The following is a 22198-nucleotide window of genomic DNA, read 5'->3' on the forward strand; positions in this document are numbered from 1 at the left end:
CTTGGACCGGTAAAATACCGATTTGTGACGTCAGTTCAAATGGTTACGTTTTCAAGAATGGAAAAGTGTGAACCGGGTGTCGCGGCCATGAAAAAAGCCGGTCAGTTGACCGGCTTGTAGGCATTCGGGGTGGCGTCACACGGTGAAGAACTTGAAGTTGACGAAGGCCACCGCGATGAAGGAGGCAACCATGCCGCTGATGCAGAGCACCGCAGGGCGGATGGCAGGCCAGCGATGGGCCAGCAGCACGATGGCCAGCAGGGTCGGATAGAGGCCGAACATGTAGCGGGGCATGGCGTTGAGTCCGGTCATCAGGGGGATGGTGCAGCAGATGAACATCAGGGTTGCTTCGGCCCAGCGTTTCTGGCTGAACAGGTAGCCATTCAGGCACCAGCCGAAGATCACCATGATGGAGAGATAGGCCTTGCGCCCCCCCAGCTCGAAGCCGCTCAGCCACCAGTCCAGGGGGCTGTCCATATAGCGGCCCCAGGCCACCTGGATGTGCTTGAAGGCCAGGGCATCCCCGGTGAGGTGATAGAGATAGACCATGTAGGAGAAGAGGCCGAGGGGAATGAGCCAGAGGGTGAACACCACCTTGAAGGCCCGCTCGGTGAAGCGGAAGAACTCGCGCCAGCCGTAGGCCTGCAGGGCCAGGATCAGCACCGGGAACACCATCATCACCCCCAGGTTGCGGGTGGCGGAGATGAAGATGCCGAGGAAGGCGACCATGAGCCACTGTTCGCGGTAGGCGAACAGGAACATTCCCAGCATCAGCGCCATGAACATGGGCTCGGTATAGCCGGAGACGAAATAGGCGGAGAAGGGGGAGAAGGCCAGCAGCCAGACCCCGAAGCGGGCTGTGTCGTCCCCCAGCTTGAGCTGGTGCAGCACCAGCAGCATCAGGGGCAAGCTGATGAAGAAGGCGATGTTGGCCACCAGCATCAGGCCGATGAGGCTCTCCATGTCAAACAGGCTGGAGAGACCGCCGGCCAGCATGGGATAGAGGGGCATGAAGGCCCAGTTCGCCGCATTGCCCTTGCTCAACCAGCGTGGATAGAGGTCGTAGCCATTCTCGATGATGCGCTGGAACCAGACGCAGTCGAACTGGCAGTAGGCTTGCAGCGGCCCGATGTCGGTGGCGCCATAGAGCTGGACGCCGAAATAGCCCATGCCATAGAGCGCCACCCGGCTCAGCACGAAGGCGGCGACGATCATCAGCCAGTCGCGGCCGCTGATGCGCAGTGACGGGCGATAGGGGAGTGCAGCCCCGGTTGACGGGGCGGTATTGGTCATATCATTCATCAGGCAAAAACCCAGATACGGGAGAGAACGTAGGTGAGCACGGTGACGGTCAGGGTGGCGATCACCACCGGCAACAGGCCGGAGAGACCGGCAAACAGCAAACCGCTCAGGATGAGATTACGCACCGCCAGCGAGAAGAGGGCAACCAGCAGGAACTTGCTGGCGGCACCTTGTTTCTGGAAGGTGATGTAGCGATGGCCGAAGAACGAGAACCAGAACGCCACGGCAAAGGCCAGGGTCGTGACCAGGTGCTCGGAGATGGCCGGCCAGGTATGAAACAGGGCGATGGAGGTACCCAGATCGACGAGGGTGGCCCCCCCGCCGACAAAACCGAAGCGAACCAGCCGCCAGAATTCCTCGCGGGAGATCATTGAGACGCCTGCTCCTGCTGATCATCAGCGGCTTTCGCGGCGGCCTTCTTGCCAGCGCTCTTCTTGCTGGCGGTGGGCACTTCCTGCTTCTGCTCTTCATCCTGCTTGGCGTACTGGCCGTAGACCCCTTCGATGAGGTAGACGGGGCGCTGTTTCACCTCGACGAACATGCGGCCGATGTACTCGCCGATGATGCCCAGCGACAGCAGCTGGATGCCGCCGAGGAACAGCATGACCGACATCAGGGAGGCGTAACCGGGCACGTCGATGCCGAAGAAGAGCACCTGGGTGATGATCTTGAGGATATAGAGGAAGGCGATGAAGGAGACACCGACCCCGATGTAGCTCCACACCCGCAGCGGCCAGCTGGAGAAGCTCATCAGGCCGTCAAGGGCGAAGTTCCACAGCTTCCAGTAGTTGAACTTGGTTTCGCCGGCATGGCGGGCCGGGCGCTCGTAGGGAACGCCGACGGCGCGAAAACCGGCCCAGGCGAACAGCCCCTTCATGAAGCGGTTGCGCTCCGGCAACTGCTTGATGGCCTCGACCACCTTGCGATCGATGAGGCGGAAGTCACCGGCGTTCTCCGGCAGCTTGGTGCTGGTGGAGAGGGCGTTGAAGAAGCGGTAGAAGCCACCGGCAGTCAGGCGTTTCATCGGGGTATCGGCGCTGCGATCCACCCGGATGCCGTAGACGGTGTCATAGTCGCCGGTCTGCCACAGCTTGACGAACTCCAGAATGAGAGAGGGGGGATCCTGCAGGTCCACGTCCATGGGGACGATGGCGTCGCCCTTGGCCTGGTGCAGGCCGGCGGTCATGGCCGCTTCCTTGCCGAAGTTGCGGGCCAGGTTGACCAGGGTCACACGGGGATCCCGGGCGATGGCCTGCTCGACCACCTCACGGGTGCGGTCACGGCTGCCATCGTTGACGAACACGATTTCAAGCTGGTCTTTGAGCGGGGCCAGTTCGGTATCTATCGCGCTGATGAAGGCGTCTATGCTCTCTTCCTCGTTGTAAACGGGAACGACCAGAGAGAGTCGAAAATCGGCACGGGACATGGGAACTTCCTTATTGAAAGAATTATTTTACGGAACAGATACTTGGGGCATTCCGCTTCACTGAGCCACGGTCAGTCGCACGGACTGGACGTTGAGCGGTGTCGGGGCGGAGAGCGCCAGGAAGTTGGGACGCTTGGGATCGGCGGTCAGGGAGTCGCCCGGCAGGCTGAGGCGGATCTCGTTGATGCCCGCCTTGGCCAGCTTGACCGTGGTGGTGAAATCATGACCCAGCGCCACCTTGAGCAGGGTGCCAGCCTGAGGGCTGTTGATCCTGGCCTGGATGGTGAGCTGCTCCGGCTGGGCCTGCTGCTTGGGCAGCACGAAATAGAGACCGCCCTGACCGCTCAGCTCGGTGCCTTGCTCGCTGGGCTTCTTGGCCCAGCCTTCGCTTGAGAGGAAGCGGCTCGGCTTGGTCAGGTTGAGTTCGTTGCCAGGCTGGAGGGTCATGCTGGAGTTGTGCTCCCAGAAACGGGTCTTGCCTTCCAGGTAATAGAGCTTGTAAGCCAGGCTCACGTTGGGGTGAGCGGCCAGATAGAGGGTATAAAGGTAGAAACCGCTCAGTGCCAGGATGGCAGCCAGAAAACCGAACTTTTTGTAGGTCATATTACTCACTCGACGCCCGACAGATTGATAGGCAGATTTCGCGCATATGCTAATCCAATTGCAAAAAAAGCATAGTGGATCACAAAAATATATTTGCTCACATATTAACCCTCAATCACCCTGCTTACCAAGGGGCTTTGGGGTCGTTTGCTTCCTCTTCTTGATTGTGGCTTTTTCGGCGCCAACCTGTCTGCCGCCACCTGGGGCGCATCAGGCAAACGGCTGATATTGTGCTTTGTTGTGGCAGGATCTGTCGCCATTTCACCCGGGCAGAATTAAGATGGCCTGTCCCGTTGTCAAGGATGACCCATGAGACTCTTCTCTCTGTGTGTGCTCTGCTGTCTGCCCCTCCAACCGTTGTGGGCGCAATCGTTCTGCTCCTCCCCCCTTCGCGTCGGTTTCGATGACTGGCCCCCATACCACTATTACCAGCAAGAGGGAGCACGTCGGGAACTGCGTGGATTTGCGGTCGACTACCTCAATGCCGTGTCGAATCGGCTGGGTTGTCATCTGGTCTATGTGGAGCGTCCCTGGAAGCGGGGGTTGCACGATCTTGAGCGGGGTCGGCTGGACATCGTGATGGAGGCGTATTTTGCCGATGACAGGGCGCGTTATGCCTGGTTCTCCATCCCCTACAACCCGGGCCGGACATCGCTCTGGGTACGCAAATCCGGTACCGGGGAGGAGTCGGATCTGGCGAGCTGGCTGGCCCACGGGCATCGCCTCGGTGTGACCAGGGACTACTATTACGGCCCGGAAATCACCAAGGTTCTGCAGCGATACCGCAACCAGGTGAGCGAGGTCAACGATGTGCAAAACTATCGCAAGCTGCTGCTTGGGCGGATAGACGGTTTTCTCGGGGATAGTCTGGCCACGCCCTGGGGTCTGAAGAGAGAGGGGCTGTCGGATGCGGTCGTCCCCCACACCATGGCGATCCATGAGACGCCCACCTTTTTCATGTTGAGCAAGAAGACCCTGTCCGGGGAATTCGTAGCGCGGTTCAACGAGGCGATAGTGGCCGTCGGCGACAGCGGGGAGCAGGAACTCATCTGGCGTCGTTACACCTCCGTCCGCTAGCAAAGTCGTCGGCATTCACGCATCATGGGGTCCTGACCGTCGCGCCTGACAGGCCGAAATGAACCGATTTGAGGCAAGCGTGGTAAGAAGCATGGGTAAGAAGTATTGGTTGGCATTGGCGAATCTCATCTGGCTGGGCTGCTGGCCGGCCAGCATGGTTCATGCCAGCACGGAACAGGCGGTAGTGGCCAGTCCCAGCATCCAGCATGACTGGTATCAGAACGAGGTGGCCGAGCAGGCTCGTCATGAGCTTGAACAGCAGTTGCAGGAAGCGGTGTTGGCCCAGCTGCATCCGGATTTCTACCGCCTCTGGCAGCAGTTGCAAAAGACCCCGGCGGATCGGCGCGGTGCCCTCTACGATGAGGCCTTTGGCAAGCTGGCCCGGTTCCAGCAGGCCTGGCGAGGGATGGATCTGGTCGCGCGCGAACAGATGCAGACCCTCAAGCTGGATCTGAACCGCCCCCTGGCCCATGCTCCCCAGGGAGACAATCTGCTGGAGCAGGTCAGGCAACTCAGGCCACAGGTGGCGGAATACGACGCCGTGCGCGAAGAAGTGCGCAAGCTGCTGGCCATGCCCATGGCCAAGCACTGGCCCATCCTCTCCATGCCGACCCTGAGGGCGGGGGAGAGCTCGACCGAGCTCGGCCAGATCCGCTCCATCCTGAACGAACTGGGGGACAGTGCCCCGACTCACCAGGACAGCCTCTACGATCCCGAGACCGAACAGGCCATCAAGCAGTTCCAGCGCCGCCACGGCCTGACCGCCGACGGCATCATCGGCCGTCAGACCCGCAGCTGGCTCAATACCGGCCCCGAGGTGCGCGCCAGCCTGCTGGTTCGCAACCTGTGGCGCCGTGATCTGGTGGATCACCTTGCCGGTCGCTATGTGCTGGTCAACATTCCGGACTACCGCCTGAGCGTGGTGGAGTCGGGCAGCGAGGTCTTCACTAGTCGGGTCATCGTCGGCAAGGAGCAGCGGGCAACCCCCATCCTCGCCAGCGAGATCCGCTCCATCGTGCTGAACCCGGCCTGGCACGTGCCGCGCTCCATCCTGAGCAAGGACATTCTGCCCAAGCTCGGGCGCGATCCTGCCTACCTGGATCGCGAACAGTTCGAGGTGATCGACGGCGAGGGCAATCCGGTGCAGTTCAGCGAAGATGGCTGGCACCATGCGCTGGCCTCCGGTTTCCCTTACCGGTTGCGGCAAAAGCCGGGGGATCACAATGCCCTGGGTCGCTACAAGTTCTATCTGCCTAACAACGATGCCATCTATCTCCACTCCACCCCGCGCAAGGCGCTGTTCGAGCAGGGGGCCCGTGCCTTCAGCTCGGGTTGCATCCGGGTGGAACACGCCGACGATCTGGCAGAGCTGCTGCTGGCGGACTCCCGCTATCAGCCGGACAAGGTAGCCAGCATCCTGAAAGAGACCCAGACCAAGTGGCTGCCCCTGAGCAACCCTATCCCGGTGTTTACCGTCTACTGGAGCAGCTGGATTGATGAAGAGGGACGTCAGCAACTGCGCAACGATATCTACGGATTCGACAGAGTCAGCTATCAAAGCCGCTTGCTGTGATCCTCGCCACAGAGTGACAAGCCCGGCCCGTGCCGGGCTTTTTCATGGGTGAATGGGGTTTGACAGCGCTTTTTCTGGCAGGTAGTTTCGGCCCTTGTATCAAATTCATTCACCTGTGTGACTTCACCATGAGATGGACGGACAACGGATGCTGGGACAAGAGATAAGCCGACGCCGTCTGCTGCTGGGGGCGGGTTGCCTGATGGGGACCAGCCTGCTGTCGTTCCCTGCGCTTGCGAGCCGCAGCACTTCGGGACGGGAACTGAGTTTCTTCAACCTCAATACCGGCGAGCGGGTACGCGCCAGTTATTGGGAAGATGGCCACTATCTGAGTGACGGGTTGGCGGAGCTCAACCATATTTTCCGTGACTACCGTCGCAACGAAGTGTTCAACATCGACAGAAAGCTGTTCGATCAGCTCTTTCTGCTGCAACACAAGCTGGGGCGCCACGGCGAAATCCAGCTCATCTCGGGTTATCGCTCCCCGACCACCAATCAGCAGAAGCGGCGCAAGAGTCGCGGTGTTGCCAAGCACAGCTACCACACCCTGGGGCAGGCGGTTGACGTGCGCATCCCCGGCGTGCAGCTGGCGCACCTGCGCAAGGCCGCCCTGAACCTCAAGGTGGGCGGTGTGGGTTATTACCCTTCCGACAACTTCGTGCACCTGGACACAGGCCCCGTTCGTAGCTGGTGAGTCGGGATTTCCTCAAGGGTTGAGTGCCGATTGTGTCTTTTTGCCGCTGGCATTGAGGGGGACCAAGCTGCTAGGCTCTGGACTCCAGCCAGAGGAGAGAAAGATGAAGCAGATTGTGATCGGGGGGCTCATCGCCCTGTTGTTGACTGGTTGCGGCAAGCTCAACCGCGAGAGCTACGACAAGCTGAAAGTCGGGATGAGCTATGCCGAAGCGAGCGCCATCCTCGGCAAGGCCGAGCGTTGCGACGATGCTCTCGGCACCACGAGCTGTGTCTGGGGAGGGGAAGGCAAGAACATCAAGGTGCGTTTCATCGCCGACAAGGCGACCTTCTTCAGCTCGGAAGGGATCAACTGACCTTTTACTCTCTTGCCGATTTGCCGATGCCCAACAAAAAAGCGCCGTATGGCGCTTTTTTGTTGCTCGTTATCCGTGCGATATGGCCAGGAACTGGCGTGTTCAATGGGTGGCGTACTGATAGTTGAAGGTGGGCAGTCCCCATTTGAAGCGTACCGCCAGGAGCCGCAGCACGAAACCGATGCCGATGGCACCGAAAGCGGCCCAGTCGTTGGGCAGCCCATGGTGCAGCGCAAAGCAGTAGAGCGCGGCGGTGATCAGCGAGACGGCGGCATAGAGCTCGCGCTTGAACACCAGCGGGATACGCTGGCACAGCAAGTCCCGCAGTACCCCCCCGAACACGCCGGTCACCACGGCCATGATGCAGGCGATGCCGGCCCCGTGGCCCATCTCGAGCGCCCGGGCAGCCCCGAAGATGGAGAAGACCACGAGCCCCAGGGCATCGAGCGCCAGGAACAGCTTGCCAAGGTAGCGCATCAGCGGGGCCGAGATGACCCCGGCCATGGCGGCGCCCGCCACCAGCAGCACGTATTCGGGGTGCTCGACCCAGAGCAGGGGATAGTGGCCCAGCAGCACATCCCGAATGGTACCGCCACCGATGGCCGTCGCCGAGGCGATGATCACGACGCCAAACAGATCCATCCGTCGCCGACCCGCTGCCAGCGCGCCAGTCATCCCTTCGGCCACCAGGCCGAGCAAGAAGAGTGCATGTAACATGAGATATCCCAGGGTGCGAGAAAGGCCCGCATCCTAACAACCCTGCGCTGGGGCGACAAGCTATCTTGGCTATGCATTAGATTAAGTAATGAAAAGGGGGCTTTCGCCCCCTCTTTTGATCATGATGACGCGGTTCAGCGTCCAAGTTGCTCGCTGCGGTATTGGTCTACCCACATGGCGGTGGCGCCACAGATGGCCACCGGCATCACGAAGAGATTCACCACCGGGATGGCGGAGAAGAGGGTCACCAGGGCGCCGAAGCTCAGGCACTTTCCACGACGTTGCTTGAGGGCGTCGCGCATGGTGATGAAGCCGATCTTGTGGTTGTCGAACGGATAATCGACATACTGGATCGCCATCATCCAGGCGCTGAGCAGGAACCAGAGCACGGGTGCCAGGGTCTGGCCCACTACCGGGATCAGGAAGAGGATCAGGCAGCCGATGGCCTTGGGCAGATAGTATTTCAGCTTGGTCCATTCGCGGCCGAAGGTACGGGGCACATCTTTCACCACATCCAGCATGCCGGTGTCATTCATGGCTTCACCGGTGAGGATCTGTTCCACCTTCTCTGCCAGCAGGCCGTTGAAAGGGGCAGCTATCCAGTTGGCCACCGAGCTGAAGATGAAGGAGAAGACCACCAGTATGGTGATGAGGGCGATGGGCCAGAGCAGGTAATCAAGCCAGGAGAGCCAGCTCGGGATCTGCTGGTGCAGCCAGGCGAACAGGCCGTCCAGTTGTAGCAACAGGGCGTAGAAGGCACCGACAAAGAGCACGAAGTTGACCAGCAGGGGGATCAGCACGAAGGTGCGGATGCCGGGCTGGCGGATGAGTGAGAAGCCGCGCAGGAAGTAGTCTGCACCGCTGACCGAATCTTTGACCATGTGGGGTGATTGGCTCATGTGAGATCCATCAGTGAATGGGGAAAGTGCCAGCATATTACAAACAAGCCTTTGATTTGGTAAAGTCGCCTGCCCGCCTCCTCTTTATTTCGTTACCCACATAGGCCGCCATGCGTCTGAAATTGATCAAACTCGCCGGTTTCAAGTCGTTTGTCGAGCCGACCCGCATCGAACTCAACGCCGACATGACTGCCGTGGTGGGCCCCAACGGCTGCGGCAAATCCAACGTCATCGACGCCGTGCGCTGGGTGCTGGGGGAGAGCTCCGCCCGCCATCTGCGCGGCGAGAACATGACCGACGTCATCTTCAACGGCTCCATCAACCGCAGCGCCCATGGCCGCGCCTCGGTGGAGCTGGTGTTCGACAATCCCCACAACCGGGTACCCGGCGAGTTCGGCCGCTTTACCGAGATCTCGGTGCGCCGCGAAGTGCTGCGCGACGGCTCCAATCACTACCAGATCAACGGCCAGAAGTGCCGCCGCAAGGACGTGACCGACCTCTTCCTCGGCACCGGCCTTGGGCCCCGCAGTTACGCCATCATCGAACAGGGCACCGTCAGCCGGCTGGTGGAGTCCCGCCCCGCCGATCTCAAGCTGTTCATGGAAGAGGCCGCCGGGGTCTCCCGCTACAAGGAGCGGCGCCGGGAGACCGAGCAGCGCATCCGCCATACCCAGGAGAACCTGGAACGCCTTGGCGACATCCGCGGCGAACTGGGCTCACGCCTCGAGCACCTCAAGGCCCAGGCCGAGACCGCCGAGCGCTACAAGCAGCTCAAGAGTCGCAGTCGCGCGGCCCGCAGCGAACTGATCGGCTCGGAACTGTGGGCGCTGGAGACGCGTCTTGGCGAAGCCAAGACCGAACTGGCCCAGACTGAACAGGCGCTGGCGGCCCTCGATGCCAAGCGCACCGCAGACGAAGGACGCCACGTCACTCTGTCGGTGGCCCGCCAGGAGGCGCAGGCCGAGCAGGCGAGCCGCCAGCAGCAGATTTTTCTCGGCGGGCAAGCCATCGCCCGCCTCGAGCAGCAGCAATTGCACCAGAGCGAGCTTGGCCGCGACTGGCAGGCGAGGCGGCAAGCCCTCGGCGAGCGTATCGAGGGGCTCAAGGCCCAGTTGGCCGGCCAGCTAGAGCAACTGGGCGAGAGCACGTTGCAGGGGGAGGTAGCGTCGGCGCGCCTCGAGCAGTGTGAGCAGTTGCTTACCGACCAGCAGAGCGTGCGTGCGGCGGCGGCCGAGCGGCTCGAGCAGACGCGTCAGCGCCAGCAGCAGTGGCAGCAGCAGCTGGGCCAGTTGCAGGGGCGGCTCAACCAGACCCGCGCCGAGGTGAACGGCCTGCAGGAGCTGCAGGCCAAGACCCGGCTTGCCCGCCTCAAGCTGGAAGACGAACAGGCCGGGCCCCTTGGCGGAGAGGGGGAGAACCTGCAACCGGCGCTCGATGCGCTGGCGGCGGAACTCTCGCTCTCCCGCGCCCGCCATGAGGAAGCCGATGCGGCGTGGCAGGCCGGTGTGTCGCGCCATGAAGCACTCAAGGCAGAGCAGGGTCGCCAGCAGGGCCTGCTGCGCGAGCTGGAGGCGCGCCTCGCCACCCTGGATCAGATCCTGGGGGAGCAGATGGCGGGCGCCACCCTGGCGGATCGGTTGCAGGTTCCCCCCGAGTGGGCCCGGGGGCTGGACAAGGTGCTCGGCCGCTGGCTCACCGCAATCCCGGCGGACGAGTGCAACCTGGCGCAACCCGGACTCTGGATTGGCCCGGCCCAGTCAGCCAGGGCCGGTACCCTGGCGGCGCAACTGGGGGGCGAGCACATTCCGGCTTTCCTCAATGCCATCTGGCTGGCAGAGAGCAGGGAGGAGGCGCTGTCCCGCCTGCACAGCCTCTCTGCCGGTGAGTCGCTGCTCACTCCCGCCGGAGACTGGTTCGGCCCCAACTGGGCGGATCTGGGGGAGGGCATGGCCCTGGGTACCCTGGCGCTGCTCGGTGAACGTGAGCGGCTGCACACCGAACTGGCCGCGGGTCGGGAGGTGCTGCACAGACTCGACGAGCAGCTTGCCGCCGCCGATGCAGCGCGGGCCCAGCAGCACAGTGCCCATGAGCTGGCTCAGCACACCCTGCGCGAGCAGGAGCTGCGGTGGCAGCAACTGCGCGAAGCCTGGAGTCTGCGCGAGGGGCAGCGCCAGGAGCGCTTGCAGCGCCTGGGCCAGCTGGGGGAAGAGCTGGCCCGGCTCGATAAGGAGCAGGCTGAGGAGGCGCAGCGGCTGGCGTCGGCCGGGGAGCGGCTTGAGCAGGATGACGCGGCCCTTGGCGAACTGCAGGAGCAGGGGGAGGTACTCGCCGAGGCGCTGCTGCTCGCCCAGGAGCAGGTGAGCGGGGCGGAGCGGGCGCTGGAAGAGGCGCGCCTTCGCCGGGAGCAGCAGCAGGCGGCCTGCCAGCGGCTACAACTGGAGCAGCAGAACCAGCGCCAGCTCATCACGCTGCGCGAGCAGGAGCTGGCCCGTCTCGGCCTGGAGTTGGCGGAACTCAAGGAGCCAGGGGCCGCTCCGAGTCAGGATCTGTCGCCCCTGCTGGTCGAACAGCGCAATCTTGAGGCGCAGCAACTGGCCTGTCACCAGCGGCTCGCGGAGCTGGATCGCCAGCTGACCGAGCTGGAGCAGGCCAGAAGCGCCGATCACAAGCAGCTGGTGAAAATTCAAGAGAAGCTGGCGACTCTGCGGCTCGAGCGCGAGCGCAACCTGACGCGCAGGCAGGGACTGCACGAGCAGTTCGAAGAGCTGGGCGTGCGCCTGGTGGACCTCGATCAGGCGGTGCTGATTGCCGCTGATCGCGGCAAGCTGCGCCAGGAGATCCAGACGCTGGAGGCGCAGGTGGAGGCGCTTGGCGCCATCAACCTGGCGGCACTGGAGGAGTATGAGGAGGCGAAAACCCGCGCAAGCTACCTGGAAAATCAGTGCCAGGATCTGGAGCAGGCCCTCGACACCTTGAGCCAAGCCATTAAAAGAATTGATAAAGAAACACAAATACGCTTCCGCGACACTTTCGATAAGGTCAATGAAGATTTAAAATCCCTGTTCCCAAAAGTGTTCGGGGGGGGCAGTGCCTGGCTTGAGCTGACCTCGGATGATCTTTTGGAGGCCGGAGTGAGCATCATGGCAAGACCTCCGGGCAAGAAGAATGCTACCATTGCCCTGCTTTCCGGGGGGGAGAAGGCGCTAACCGCCCTTGCGCTGGTTTTTGCCATCTTCAGACTCAATCCAGCACCATTTTGTCTGCTGGATGAGGTGGATGCACCGCTCGATGAAGTGAACGTCGGTCGCTTCTGTTCTCTTGTCAAAGAGATGTCGAGCACAGTACAGTTCGTTTACATCAGTCATAATAAGGTCTCCATGGAGATGGCCGAGCAGCTGGTTGGCGTCACGATGCAAGAGCCCGGGGTTTCGCGCATAGTGTCGGTCGATATCGGTGAAGCCGTCGCTTTGGCTGAGCAAAACTAGAAAGAGAAGCAGCTAATGCAGGAATTGCGTTACATCTTGGTTGCCCTGGGCGGTATTGCCATCGCGGCATTGCTCATTCACGGGTTGTGGAGCAACAGAAAGAATCGTCAGGCACCGATCAAGGAGAAACCCCTGGGTCGGATGGAGTCCAAGTCCCGTGAGCGTGACAACGACGCCTTCGACAGCGATGGCATCGGTCAGGTGCGTGTGGTGAGCGGTGGCCGTCGTGCCGAGCCCAAACTGCGTAGCGACGAGGCCCGTCAGCCCGAACCCCGCCGTGTCGCCCCCGTTCCCGCCTTCGATGATGAAGATGACGACGCTGATCTGCCGCCTCCCGTGGTGCGCAAGCCTGCCGCTCGCCCTGTCCCCCCTCAGCCTGTGTATGAGGAAGAAGAGGACTATGAAGAGCCGGTTGCCGCCCCTGTTGAAGAGGCCCCTGCTGCGCCGGTGCGCAAACCTGCCCAGGTGATCCGCCGTACCCCGGTACACCGTTCCCGTCCGCAGCGCGAGCCCATGATGCAGCCGCTGGACGAAGAGCCGCTGGTGGAGCCGGCCTATGCCCAGGCGCCGACCTTCGGTGCACGCGAGCCGGCACCGGTTGCCCAGCAGGCTCCCCGCTACGCCCAGCCGGCTTATGAAGAGCCCGCTTACGATGACGAGCCAGCCTATGAAGAGCCGGTTCACACAGCCGAGCCAGAACCCGCTCCGGCCCCGGTCGAGAAGATCTGGCAGGATGTCTATGTCATCAACCTGATGGCCCGTCCCGGCCACGATCTGCAAGGGGCGACCCTGCTCTCTTCCCTGCTGGCGCTGGGCTTCAAGTTTGGCGAGATGGACATCTTCCACCGTCACGAAGATCTGGGCGGCAAGGGGGAGGTGCTCTTCTCCATGATCAACATGGTCAAGCCGGGTACCTTCAACCCCTATCGCATGGAGCAGTTCAGCACCCCGGGTGTGTCCCTCTTCATGCAACTGCCCCTTCGCAGCAATGCCGCCTTCGCCTTCGAGCACATGTTGCAGGCCGCGGATCAGCTGGCGAGCGATCTCGATGCCATGCTGACCGACGCCTCGCGCAGTCCCCTCAGCGACGACGACATCGCCCGCTACCGTCACGAGCTGGCGGCCTACGAGGCCAGCCGCGACTGATGCGCCATGGGGCTTGAACAATGAAAAGTGCGGTACCCCGGTGCCGCATTTTTGTTTCTGCCCCAGACTGAATGTTCCATCACACTTCGAGACTTTTTCATGAGCGATATCCTCTCCCGCCACCGTCAACTGTGTGAGCTGCTGACCGAGTACGGCCATCAGTACTATGTGCTGGACAACCCCACGGTGCCGGACGCCGAATACGATCGCCTGATGCGCGAGCTGATTGCGCTGGAGGCCGAGCATCCCGAGCTGAAAACCCCGGCCTCGCCGAGCGTGCGGGTGGGAGGCCAGCCGCTGACCGCCTTCAAGCAGGTACGCCACGAGATCCCCATGCTGAGTCTGGACAACGTCTTCAGCAGCGAGGAGTTGCAGGCGTTCGAGCAACGCATTAGTGATCGCCTCAAGCGGGAGGTGAATTTCACCTTCTGTTGCGAACCCAAGCTCGACGGTCTGGCGGTGAGCCTGCTCTACGTGGCTGGCCAGCTGGTACAGGCCGCCACTCGCGGGGACGGCACCACGGGGGAGGAGATCACCGAGAACGTGCGCACCATCAAGGCCATTCCCCTGACCCTGCGAGGCCAGGGGTGGCCGGCGCGGCTGGAGGTGCGTGGGGAGGTCTTCATGCCCAAGGCGGGGTTCGAGGCGATGAACCGCGATGCGCTGGCGGCGGGGGAGAAGGTGTTCGTCAACCCGCGCAACGCCGCTGCCGGCAGCCTGCGCCAGCTCGATTCACGCATCACCGCCAGCCGCCCCCTCAGCTTCTATGTCTACGGCGTGGGAGTCGGTGGCGACGAGCTGGGGGAGTCCCACTTCGGTCGCCTCAATCAGCTCAAGGCCTGGGGTCTGCCGCTCAGCCCGGAAGTGAAGCTCAAAGAGGGTGCCAGCGGTTGTCAGGCGTTCCACGACGACATTCTGGCGCGTCGCGGGGATCTCCCCTACGAGATCGACGGCGTGGTCTACAAGGTGGACGACATCGCACTGCAAGGGGAGCTCGGCTTTGTGGCCCGCGCACCGCGCTGGGCCACCGCCCACAAGTTCCCGGCCGAAGAGGAGATGACGGCGCTTGAGAATGTCGAGTTCCAGGTGGGCCGCACCGGTGCCATCACCCCGGTAGCCAAGCTCAAGCCGGTGTTTGTCGGCGGCGTCACCGTTTCCAACGCTACCCTGCACAATGCGGACGAGATCGCGCGCCTTGGCGTCATGATCGGCGACACCGTGATCGTGCGCCGGGCCGGGGACGTGATCCCCCAGGTCGTGGCTGTGGTGGAGGCGCAGCGCCCGGCGGATGCCCGCGCGATCCTCTTCCCGACCGAGTGCCCGGTGTGCGGCTCGGCGGTGGAGCGGCTGGAAGGGGAGGCCGTGGCCCGCTGTTCCGGCGGTCTCTTCTGCGAGGCCCAGCGGGCGGCCGCCATCAAGCACTTCGCGGCGCGTCGCGCCATGGACGTGGACGGCCTTGGCGATAAGATAGTGGAGCAACTGGTGGACAAGGGGCTGGTGAAGACCCCGGCCGACCTGTTCAGCCTCAATGCCATCCAGCTGGCAGGTCTTGAGCGGATGGGGCAAAAGTCCGCCCTCAACCTGGTGGCGGCCATCGACAAGGCGCGCAGCACCACCCTGCCGCGCTTCCTGTTCGCCCTAGGGATCCGCGAGGTGGGGGAGGCGACGGCGCTCAACCTCGCCAACCACTTCCTCACCCTGGAAGCCCTGCGCGCCGCCTCGGTGGAGCAGCTGCTCGAGGTACCCGACGTGGGGGACATAGTGGCCAAGCACGTCTACTACTTCCTGCGCCAGCCCCACAACATCGAGGTGCTCGACGCCCTGCTGGCCGCCGGTATCCACTGGCCGGTCATCGAGAAGAAAGAGGCAAGCGATCAGCCCTTTGCCGGCAAGACCTTCGTGCTGACCGGCACCCTCACCGCCTTGTCCCGCAACGACGCCAAGGCGGCGCTGCAGGCCCTGGGTGCCAAGGTGGCGGGCTCGGTGTCGGCCAAGACCGACGTGCTGGTAGCGGGGGAGGCGGCAGGCTCCAAGCTCGCCAAGGCCCAGGAGCTGGGGATCACCATCTGGACCGAAGCCGAGTTGCAGGCGGCCATTCAGCCCTGAGGATGCACGTTTGAGCAGACAAACCCGGCCCACTGGCCGGGTTTGTCGTTGGTGGGCTCACTCGACGTAGCTCACCTTGTCCTGCCAGGCATCGGGAGCCGTCAGGTGCCAGCGTGCCAGTTCGCTCTTGCTGAACAGGTATTCCCCGCGGGATGCGGCGCGGGGGGAGAGGGCGCCGGGCGCCGTGCCCGAGAGGATGGCATTGGCCAGTTCGGCGGCTCTCTCTCCCTGGCTGTGGCCGTCGAGCACCAGACCGCCGATGGCGGCTCCCCTGCCCACCGCAAAGGCCCAGAAGCAGAACAGTGGCACCGGGCTGTTGGCGCTGGTCCATGCCAGTACCTGTTGCTCGCTTACATGCTGGCCCTGAGCGTCGGTGAGAGTGTGGTAGAGGCCGAGGAAGAGCGCCTGATAGCCGTTTTCCCGGCTGGCGAGCACTGCCTCCTGCCAGCGTCCGTAGTCGGTGAACTGGCGGCTGCTGACCCGGGTCTGGCCGATCGTCAGCTCGCCTCGCCCCTTGAACTCGTGGGCGACGGCGGTGCGGGACACCTCGCTTTCGTCAAACAGCACCAGGGCACGCTCCAGCCCTCCCATAAACTGACTCATCTCGCTGATGCTGCGCTTGAGCAGGGGGCGTTCCAGGACGCCGGTGATCAGGGGGTGGCCGACCAGCCCCTTGGGGCGCGGATTCTCGTTCATCCCGAGAAACACCACGGGCGTTCCCCGGGCGGCGATGGGTCGGGCGAGGGCGTTGATGGCGTTGTCATCCCCCAGGATCACCAGCGCTGGCTGGTGGGTCCGGTAGGCGGCCATTCCCTTGGCGAGCAGTTCGTCACGGGTCTGGCCGGGCTGGCGCTTGGTGTCCAGATAGAGATAGCCGAGGTGATGCGCCTGCTTGAGGTGTTTCTCTAGGCCGGCACTGTAGCTCTGATCCCACTGGTTGCTCTGGTGATAGCTGCTGATCACCAGGATCTCGGCGGCCAGCAGCGGGAGGGAGAGGAGGGAGAGCAGGAGCAAGACCTTGGTCACGTGTGTTTTCCGCAAGGGACAGACTGTTCCCCAGTATGTGCTCTCCCGCTCTCTGGCGCCTCGGTCAATTGTTGTCGGAAGGCGTGCCCCTCTCTTTTTATCCCTTGCCGGGCGGGAGCCCGCATCCCGTCTGGGGTGAGCAAAAAGAGCTCCCTTTGGCGCTGATTGTGAACTGCCCCACTCCTTCTAAAACCTGTTCTGGATCAAGAAACAGGGTACCGCTTTGGTGCCTAATAGACCCCACATATAGGTGTAAGCATAAAAAAAACACCCATATATAGTGTCATAAAGCTGTGCATAAGTGGTCGCCCTCTCAGTGTCAGCCCAGGTGTTTCAAGCCTTGGCTGACCTTGTTTGCGCCGGGGACGGGCGTGGAGAAGGGGACTCAACGAGGGTGAGCCGAGGGTGGCCACCAGGTCTTTCAATACGGGGAAAATCGATGAAACCGGTAGTGATCAAACGCGATGGATGTCGTGCACCATTCAATGGCCAACTGATCCGCGATGCGGTCAGCCGGGCGGCGGCTGCGGTCAATCAGGCCAGTCCGGCGCTGGCAGAGCGCATTGCCGCCGCCGTCAGCCAGGAGCTGGAGGGGCGAGGGGAGGTAGACATCCACGAGATCCAGAACCGGGTCGAGAACCACCTGATGGCCTCCGACGACAAGGCCATCGCCCGTGCCTACATCGAATACCGTCACGACCGGGATCAGGCCCGCGAGGCCCGGGGTCGCCTGGCCCAGGAGATCCGCGGCCTGGTGGAGCAGACCAACGCGGCCCTGCTCAACGAGAACGCAAACAAGGACTCCAAGGTGATCCCGACCCAGCGTGACCTGCTGGCGGGCATCGTCGCCAAGCATTACGCCATCAGCCACATGCTGCCGCGCGACGTGGTGCAGGCCCACGAGAGCGGCGACCTGCACTTCCACGATCTCGACTACTCCCCCTTCTTCCCCATGTTCAACTGCATGCTGATCGATCTGCAGGGGATGCTGACCCACGGCTTCAAGATGGGCAACGCGGAGATAGACACTCCCAAATCCATCAGCACCGCCACCGCGGTGACCGCCCAGATCATCGCCCAGGTGGCGAGCCATATCTATGGCGGCACCACCATCAACCGCATCGACGAAGTGCTGGCACCCTATGTGACCATCAGCTGGCACAAGCACCGGGAGGTGGCCGAGGAGTGGGGGATCCAGGATGTGGACGCCTACGCCATGGCTCGCACCGAGAAGGAGTGCCACGACGCCTTCCAGTCCCTAGAATACGAGGTCAATACCCTGCACACCGCCAACGGTCAGACGCCGTTCGTCACCTTCGGCTTTGGCCTGGGGGACAGTTGGGAATCGCGCCTCATCCAGCGCGCCATCCTAGGCAACCGCATCGCCGGCCTTGGCAAGAACAGGAAGACCGCCGTCTTCCCGAAACTGGTGTTCGCCATCAAGGATGGCCTGAACCACAAGCAGGGGGATCCCAACTACGACATCAAGCAGCTGGCGCTGGAGTGCGCCTCCAAGCGGATGTACCCGGACATCCTCAACCACGACCAGGTGGTCAAGGTCACCGGCTCCTTCAAGACCCCCATGGGGTGCCGTTCCTTCCTCGGTGCCTTTGAAGAGAATGGCGAGCTGGTCCACGAAGGGCGCAACAACTTAGGTGTCGTGAGCCTCAACCTGCCGCGCATTGCCCTGAAATCCCGCGATGAAGCGGACTTCTGGGACAAGCTGGATGCCGCCCTGCGGGTGGCCAAGACAGCGCTCATGTACCGCATCAAGCGCCTGGACGGGGTCAAGGCCCGGGTCGCCCCCATCCTCTACATGGAGGGGGCCTGCGGGGTGCGCCTCAAGGCCGATGACAACATCAGCGAGATCTTCAAACATGGCCGCGCCTCCATTTCGCTGGGTTACATCGGGGTACACGAGACCATCAACGCCCTCTATGGCACAGACGTCCACCTGTTCGACAGCGAGACCCTGCGCCAGAAGGCCATCGCCATCATCGCGCGGCTCAAGGCGGCCACCGACGAGTGGAAGGAGGAGACCGGCTACGGCTTCAGCCTCTACTCCACCCCGAGCGAGAACCTCTGCACCCGTTTCTGCCGCATCGACGCCAAGGAGTTTGGCGTGGTGGCCGGGGTGACCGACAAGGGCTACTACACCAACAGCTTCCACCTGGACGTGGAGAAGCAGGTGAACCCCTACGACAAGCTGGACTTCGAGGCGCCCTATCCGCCCATCGCCAGCGGCGGCTTCATCTGCTACGGCGAGTACCCCAACATCCAGCACAACCTGGAGGCGCTCGAGAACGTCTGGGACTACAGCTATGACAAGGTGCCCTACTACGGCACCAACACCCCCATCGACGAGTGCTACGACTGCGGCTTCACTGGCGAGTTCGAGTGCACCTCCAAGGGCTTCACCTGCCCGCGCTGCGGCAACCATGACCCCGCCAAGGTGTCGGTGACCCGCCGGGTGTGCGGCTATCTCGGCAGCCCGGATGCGCGCCCCTTCAACGCGGGCAAGCAGGAAGAGGTCAAACGCCGGGTCAAGCATATGTAAGCGAGCAGACCCCACCCCAGCCCTCCCCTTGGCAGGGGGGGGGCAAAGAAGCTCCTCCCCCTTTCGAAGGGGGAGGTTGGGAGGGGGTTGGCCGTTAACCCGGAGAACTCGAATGCACTACCACCAGTACTACCCGGTCGATGTGATCAACGGCCCAGGCACCCGCGCCACCTTGTTTGTGTCGGGTTGCGAGCACCAGTGCCCAGGTTGCTACAACCAGAGCACCTGGCGGCTCGATGGGGGCAAGCCGTTCGATGAGGCGATGAGCGATCGCATCATTCACGATCTCAACGACAGCCGCATCAAGCGGCGCGGACTGTCGCTCTCCGGCGGCGATCCGCTCCACCCCGCCAACGTGCAGCATGTGCTGGCGCTGGTGAAGCGGGTGCGAACCGAGTGCCCCGGCAAGGACATCTGGTGCTGGACCGGTTATCTGCTGGCAAATCTCAGCCCGGCCCAGCGGGAGCTGGTGGCCTTGCTGGACGTGCTGGTGGATGGCAGGTTCGAGAAGGCCCTGGCGGATCCCGGTCTGCTCTGGCGTGGCAGCCGCAATCAGATGGTTCACGACCTCAACGCCTGGCGGAAAGGAGGAGAGCGGATCCCCTGTCTGGTTTGCAGTTGAGGCCTTGGGTGTTTATGGTTAGGCCAACCCCAAGCGCTGTTTACACGAGGAATCCCGATGAACAATCTGCTCAAGATCCTGCTGGCCATCTTTCTCCCCCCGGTCTGCGCCTTTATCCAGGTAGGCTTCAGCCTCCATTTCCTCATCAACATAGTGCTGACCCTGCTGGGCGGTCTGCCCGGCATGGTCCATGCCCTCTGGCTGGTGGTAAGCGACAAGCGCGCCTGAGTCGTGAGAGATCACAAGGCCAGCCCTCCGGGGTTGGCTTTTTTTTGCCTGCCAGATGGGGGCTTCCAGGATGAGCCCCTTTGCCTGACACTGGCGCGTCGCTCATGGAGTCGAGCGATACAACGAAGAGGGAATGTCGAGTGCGAGTGAAAGGGTTGTTGCTGTGGGCCGCCCTGGCCCTGCTCGGGGGCTGTGCCAGCCCCACCGCCAAGCTGAATCAGCCTCCGGTGGATGTCACCTGGGAAACGCTGCCCGAATACTGGGTGCTGGTGGGGGATGCCATCAGGTTTAACCCGGTCGGGGGGCTGCCGGCGAAGAGGCCGGTCAAGGGGTATGTGACCCTTCGCTACCTCATCGATTCCAATGGCACGCTGTTCAGCCCAGAGGTACTGGAGTCCCAGCCCCCCGGCGTGCTGGATCTCATCGCCATCTCCGGGCTGGCGCAGCTGCGCTACCGGCCATCGGAGCAGAATCAGCAAGCCATTCCGGCTCGGGTTGTGGCCCGATTCGAAGTGGAAGTGAAATGACAAACACCCCGGCCAGGCCGCAATGCTGTTCACTTAAGAGAATTTGAGTTCCAGTCCACGTAGTATCAGGACAAAAAATCGAGGGAGGCATGATGCCTCCCTCTTTCTATTGCAAGCCCCGCTGGATAAAGGCTGGAGGAAGATCGACTGGACACAGCCTTGCCCCCTCAACTCAAATCTAATTTATGAATAATCAGTCAAAAAAGTGCTTATCTGAACAGCATTGCGGCCAGGCCGGGGTGTTTCGTGTGGGCGGTGTGCCATGACGGCGCGGATCACTGCTCCTTGCAGTCGTTGTAGCGGCTCTGCCACTCCCCGGCGTCATCACGCATCTCGACGAACCCCTCCTTGCCCTTGTTCCACCAGACCACCTCGTGATCGTCGGTATAGCGGGCGCCGGAGGCGGAAACCGCCTGAGGCAGGGTGTAATCCTTGCCATCGGGGAGGGAGAGCTTGACGAAGTTCAGGCTCTCGTCCGAGAGGGAGAAGTAGCGAACCTGCACTTTCTGGTTCTGTTCACACAGATAGGTGACGGGATCGCCGCCGGTCACTCCCAGCTTGCCGCTGCCCAGATCGCAGCCGCCGAGCAGGGTGATGGCGCCCGCCCCCAGTAGAAAGAGCTTGGCGTGTTTCATGTTTGATCCTCACAACGGTGTCATATGGCCTTGAGCCTAACAGGATGAGGCACAACTGCAACCTCATGGCAGGAGCCCTGCGTCGGGATGCGTCCGTCTCCCTCTGGTCCGTGGGGCAGGCAAAAAAACGCCCCGGCAGGCAAGCGGGGCGAAAGGGAGCCGTCCAATGGCTGCAGAAAAGGGTCAGTGGCCGAACCGTGTCGCCTCGAAGCGATTGAGCAGCCGGTGGATGAGGTAGCAGGCGAGCAGGGTGACCACGATGGTAAAGAGGATGCTGCTCACCCGATAGAGGGCGCTGAACACCAGGTCGTTGCCCGGGGTCAGGTACTGGCCGAACAGGATGCCGAGGGTGGTGAGGGCACCGAAGCCGACTCCGGACCCGCTCGCCTCCTTCACATGGGCATAGCTGAACAGCATGGCGCCGAGCCAGAGCACCGGGGTCACCAGCAGCAGCAAGCCGGACCAGTCATAGAGCACCAGCTGCCCCAGGATGCCGAAACTCACCCCCAGCAGGGTGCCCATGGCCCGCTTGCGGGCATAGTCCAGGGCGCCGTTCCAGTGCATGGGGAAGAGCAGCAGCAGGGTGGTGGCCTGGGCAGACATGGAGTCGCGCAGATCGAAGATCTGGAACACCAGGAACGAGAGGGTCGCGATGGACGCCCCCAGCAGGGCTTCGTGGCGCATCCGGTGCGGCGCCTTGGGGGAGGGGGCCGGCCTGGGGCGCTCCTCCACGTCCGGAATGAGGGCCGTCATCAGATAGGCGATGAGCACCGACAGGACGCTGGCCCAGAGGTTGCTGAAGATGAGGTCGTTCAGATCAATCCCGGGGTAGCTGGCAAAGTGCAGCATGATGCTGAGGCTGAGCACCCCGTTGGCACCGAACAGGAACAGGCTGCCCCGGGACATGGCGGCGAAACGGTAGAGGAAGAGCAAAAAGACCAGGGGGGTCATGAGCCCCGGGTGGCCGCCGAACAGGCCGCCGAGCAGCCCCACTTCCAGACCGCACATGGCGGCGGAGGCGATGAGCTGGCGGGCGGCGTGACCGTTCATCACCGGCACCAGGCCGAGCAGCAGCACCGGGGTGACGGTGAAGAAGACCCCGTTGCTCCAGCCGAAGATCTTGCACAGCACAAACCCCAGGGTACAGCCAAAGGCGATGCGCAGACACTGGCGCAGTTCGTTGGGGGTGAGGGGTCTGTGCCACAGGTTCATGGTCGTCA

General features: G+C 62.5%; 20 protein-coding genes. 11 read left to right on the plus strand and 9 right to left on the minus strand.

From position 1 onward, the window contains the following. Positions 1-135 precede the first annotated feature (135 nt). From MUW49_RS07920 to MUW49_RS07935, 4 genes are read right to left on the minus strand one after another with little or no spacing between them, the layout of a single operon-like run. Positions 136-1302 carry a hypothetical protein gene (locus MUW49_RS07920; protein WP_052814338.1) on the minus strand — a complete coding sequence of 389 codons (1167 nt, stop codon included), beginning with the start codon at positions 1300-1302 and terminating at the stop codon, positions 136-138. Next, positions 1302-1673: a GtrA family protein gene (locus MUW49_RS07925; RefSeq protein WP_010673439.1), complete on the minus strand. Its 372-nt coding sequence runs from the start codon at positions 1671-1673 to the stop codon at positions 1302-1304. The genes MUW49_RS07920 and MUW49_RS07925 overlap by 1 nt, the downstream gene beginning before the upstream one ends. Continuing rightward, positions 1670-2728, minus strand: coding sequence for a glycosyltransferase family 2 protein (locus MUW49_RS07930; RefSeq protein WP_041213382.1), 1059 nt, complete (start codon positions 2726-2728; stop codon positions 1670-1672). The genes MUW49_RS07925 and MUW49_RS07930 overlap by 4 nt, the downstream gene beginning before the upstream one ends. 57 nt (positions 2729-2785) lie before the next feature. Further along, entirely contained in the window at positions 2786-3331 is a 546-nt protein-coding gene (locus MUW49_RS07935) for a hypothetical protein (protein ID WP_104454569.1), read from the minus strand. 309 nt (positions 3332-3640) lie between these two features. Between MUW49_RS07935 and MUW49_RS07940 the strand changes: the two genes are divergently transcribed. The 4 genes from MUW49_RS07940 to MUW49_RS07955 all read left to right on the plus strand — a co-directional run bounded on the left by MUW49_RS07940 (position 3641) and on the right by MUW49_RS07955 (position 7030). After that, complete coding sequence (locus tag MUW49_RS07940; RefSeq protein ID WP_052814336.1) at positions 3641-4408, plus strand: transporter substrate-binding domain-containing protein; 768 nt, start codon at positions 3641-3643, stop codon at positions 4406-4408. A 91-nt stretch (positions 4409-4499) separates the two neighbouring features. Then, positions 4500-5981, plus strand: coding sequence for a L,D-transpeptidase family protein (locus MUW49_RS07945; RefSeq protein ID WP_052814335.1), 1482 nt, complete (start codon positions 4500-4502; stop codon positions 5979-5981). 148 nt (positions 5982-6129) lie between these two features. Then, positions 6130-6675: a DUF882 domain-containing protein gene (locus MUW49_RS07950; protein ID WP_052814334.1), complete on the plus strand. Its 546-nt coding sequence runs from the start codon at positions 6130-6132 to the stop codon at positions 6673-6675. Between the two features lie 103 nt (positions 6676-6778). Further along, complete coding sequence (locus tag MUW49_RS07955) at positions 6779-7030, plus strand: hypothetical protein (RefSeq protein ID WP_010673445.1); 252 nt, start codon at positions 6779-6781, stop codon at positions 7028-7030. 102 nt (positions 7031-7132) lie between these two features. Here the strand turns inward: MUW49_RS07955 and MUW49_RS07960 are convergent, their stop codons facing one another. Together MUW49_RS07960 and cysZ are read right to left on the minus strand one after the other, a co-directional pair. Beyond that, the gene (locus MUW49_RS07960; protein WP_010673446.1) at positions 7133-7747 is read right to left on the minus strand and encodes a trimeric intracellular cation channel family protein; all 615 of its coding nucleotides are present in this window, start codon (positions 7745-7747) and stop codon (positions 7133-7135) included. Positions 7748-7881: 134 nt separating this feature from the next. Further along, entirely contained in the window at positions 7882-8646 is a 765-nt protein-coding gene (gene cysZ, locus MUW49_RS07965) for a sulfate transporter CysZ (protein ID WP_052814897.1), read from the minus strand. 110 nt (positions 8647-8756) lie between these two features. Between cysZ and MUW49_RS07970 the strand changes: the two genes are divergently transcribed. From MUW49_RS07970 to ligA, 3 genes are all read left to right on the plus strand, one after another. Then, complete coding sequence (locus MUW49_RS07970) at positions 8757-12131, plus strand: AAA family ATPase (protein WP_244812589.1); 3375 nt, start codon at positions 8757-8759, stop codon at positions 12129-12131. Positions 12132-12146: 15 nt separating this feature from the next. After that, complete coding sequence (gene zipA / locus MUW49_RS07975; RefSeq protein WP_053288151.1) at positions 12147-13277, plus strand: cell division protein ZipA; 1131 nt, start codon at positions 12147-12149, stop codon at positions 13275-13277. Between the two features lie 99 nt (positions 13278-13376). Beyond that, positions 13377-15383, plus strand: coding sequence for an NAD-dependent DNA ligase LigA (gene ligA, locus MUW49_RS07980; protein WP_053288152.1), 2007 nt, complete (start codon positions 13377-13379; stop codon positions 15381-15383). A 57-nt stretch (positions 15384-15440) separates the two neighbouring features. Here the strand turns inward: ligA and MUW49_RS07985 are convergent, their stop codons facing one another. Further along, entirely contained in the window at positions 15441-16409 is a 969-nt protein-coding gene (locus MUW49_RS07985; RefSeq protein WP_244812590.1) for an ABC transporter substrate binding protein, read from the minus strand. 439 nt (positions 16410-16848) lie between these two features. Between MUW49_RS07985 and nrdD the strand changes: the two genes are divergently transcribed. The 4 genes from nrdD to MUW49_RS08005 all read left to right on the plus strand — a co-directional run bounded on the left by nrdD (position 16849) and on the right by MUW49_RS08005 (position 20343). Next, entirely contained in the window at positions 16849-18966 is a 2118-nt protein-coding gene (nrdD, locus tag MUW49_RS07990; RefSeq protein WP_010673452.1) for an anaerobic ribonucleoside-triphosphate reductase, read from the plus strand. 112 nt (positions 18967-19078) lie between these two features. Further along, the gene (gene nrdG, locus MUW49_RS07995; protein ID WP_244812591.1) at positions 19079-19588 is read left to right on the plus strand and encodes an anaerobic ribonucleoside-triphosphate reductase-activating protein; all 510 of its coding nucleotides are present in this window, start codon (positions 19079-19081) and stop codon (positions 19586-19588) included. Between the two features lie 57 nt (positions 19589-19645). Beyond that, positions 19646-19816, plus strand: coding sequence for a YqaE/Pmp3 family membrane protein (locus tag MUW49_RS08000; RefSeq protein WP_010673454.1), 171 nt, complete (start codon positions 19646-19648; stop codon positions 19814-19816). Positions 19817-19962: 146 nt separating this feature from the next. Then, the gene (locus tag MUW49_RS08005; RefSeq protein WP_223920298.1) at positions 19963-20343 is read left to right on the plus strand and encodes an energy transducer TonB; all 381 of its coding nucleotides are present in this window, start codon (positions 19963-19965) and stop codon (positions 20341-20343) included. Positions 20344-20618: 275 nt separating this feature from the next. Here the strand turns inward: MUW49_RS08005 and MUW49_RS08010 are convergent, their stop codons facing one another. Both MUW49_RS08010 and MUW49_RS08015 read right to left on the minus strand, forming a co-directional pair. Next, positions 20619-20978, minus strand: a complete 360-nt coding sequence (locus MUW49_RS08010) for an MliC family protein (protein ID WP_010673456.1) — start codon at positions 20976-20978, stop codon at positions 20619-20621. A 183-nt stretch (positions 20979-21161) separates the two neighbouring features. After that, on the minus strand, positions 21162-22190 hold the full coding sequence (locus MUW49_RS08015; RefSeq protein ID WP_052815465.1) for a DUF2955 domain-containing protein: 1029 nt from the start codon (positions 22188-22190) through the stop codon (positions 21162-21164). Positions 22191-22198: the final 8 nt, after the last annotated feature.

Source organism: Aeromonas sp. LsrichE-8G (genome assembly GCF_022869435.1).
Taxonomy (GTDB): Bacteria; Pseudomonadota; Gammaproteobacteria; order Enterobacterales; family Aeromonadaceae; genus Aeromonas; species Aeromonas caviae.

Excerpts from the sequence above, each read along its gene's own strand:
- MUW49_RS07920 (WP_052814338.1), bottom strand. The coding sequence starts at position 1,302 with ATGAATGATATGACCAATACCGCCCCGTCAACCGGGGCTGCACTCCCC.
- MUW49_RS07925 (WP_010673439.1), bottom strand. The coding sequence starts at position 1,673 with ATGATCTCCCGCGAGGAATTCTGGCGGCTGGTTCGCTTCGGTTTTGTC.
- MUW49_RS07930 (WP_041213382.1), bottom strand. The coding sequence starts at position 2,728 with ATGTCCCGTGCCGATTTTCGACTCTCTCTGGTCGTTCCCGTTTACAAC.
- MUW49_RS07935 (WP_104454569.1), bottom strand. The coding sequence starts at position 3,331 with ATGACCTACAAAAAGTTCGGTTTTCTGGCTGCCATCCTGGCACTGAGC.
- MUW49_RS07940 (WP_052814336.1), top strand. The coding sequence starts at position 3,641 with ATGAGACTCTTCTCTCTGTGTGTGCTCTGCTGTCTGCCCCTCCAACCG.
- MUW49_RS07945 (WP_052814335.1), top strand. The coding sequence starts at position 4,500 with ATGGGTAAGAAGTATTGGTTGGCATTGGCGAATCTCATCTGGCTGGGC.
- MUW49_RS07950 (WP_052814334.1), top strand. The coding sequence starts at position 6,130 with ATGCTGGGACAAGAGATAAGCCGACGCCGTCTGCTGCTGGGGGCGGGT.
- MUW49_RS07955 (WP_010673445.1), top strand. The coding sequence starts at position 6,779 with ATGAAGCAGATTGTGATCGGGGGGCTCATCGCCCTGTTGTTGACTGGT.
- MUW49_RS07960 (WP_010673446.1), bottom strand. The coding sequence starts at position 7,747 with ATGTTACATGCACTCTTCTTGCTCGGCCTGGTGGCCGAAGGGATGACT.
- cysZ (WP_052814897.1), bottom strand. The coding sequence starts at position 8,646 with ATGAGCCAATCACCCCACATGGTCAAAGATTCGGTCAGCGGTGCAGAC.
- MUW49_RS07970 (WP_244812589.1), top strand. The coding sequence starts at position 8,757 with ATGCGTCTGAAATTGATCAAACTCGCCGGTTTCAAGTCGTTTGTCGAG.
- zipA (WP_053288151.1), top strand. The coding sequence starts at position 12,147 with ATGCAGGAATTGCGTTACATCTTGGTTGCCCTGGGCGGTATTGCCATC.
- ligA (WP_053288152.1), top strand. The coding sequence starts at position 13,377 with ATGAGCGATATCCTCTCCCGCCACCGTCAACTGTGTGAGCTGCTGACC.
- nrdD (WP_010673452.1), top strand. The coding sequence starts at position 16,849 with ATGAAACCGGTAGTGATCAAACGCGATGGATGTCGTGCACCATTCAAT.
- nrdG (WP_244812591.1), top strand. The coding sequence starts at position 19,079 with ATGCACTACCACCAGTACTACCCGGTCGATGTGATCAACGGCCCAGGC.
- MUW49_RS08000 (WP_010673454.1), top strand. The coding sequence starts at position 19,646 with ATGAACAATCTGCTCAAGATCCTGCTGGCCATCTTTCTCCCCCCGGTC.
- MUW49_RS08010 (WP_010673456.1), bottom strand. The coding sequence starts at position 20,978 with ATGAAACACGCCAAGCTCTTTCTACTGGGGGCGGGCGCCATCACCCTG.
- MUW49_RS08015 (WP_052815465.1), bottom strand. The coding sequence starts at position 22,190 with ATGAACCTGTGGCACAGACCCCTCACCCCCAACGAACTGCGCCAGTGT.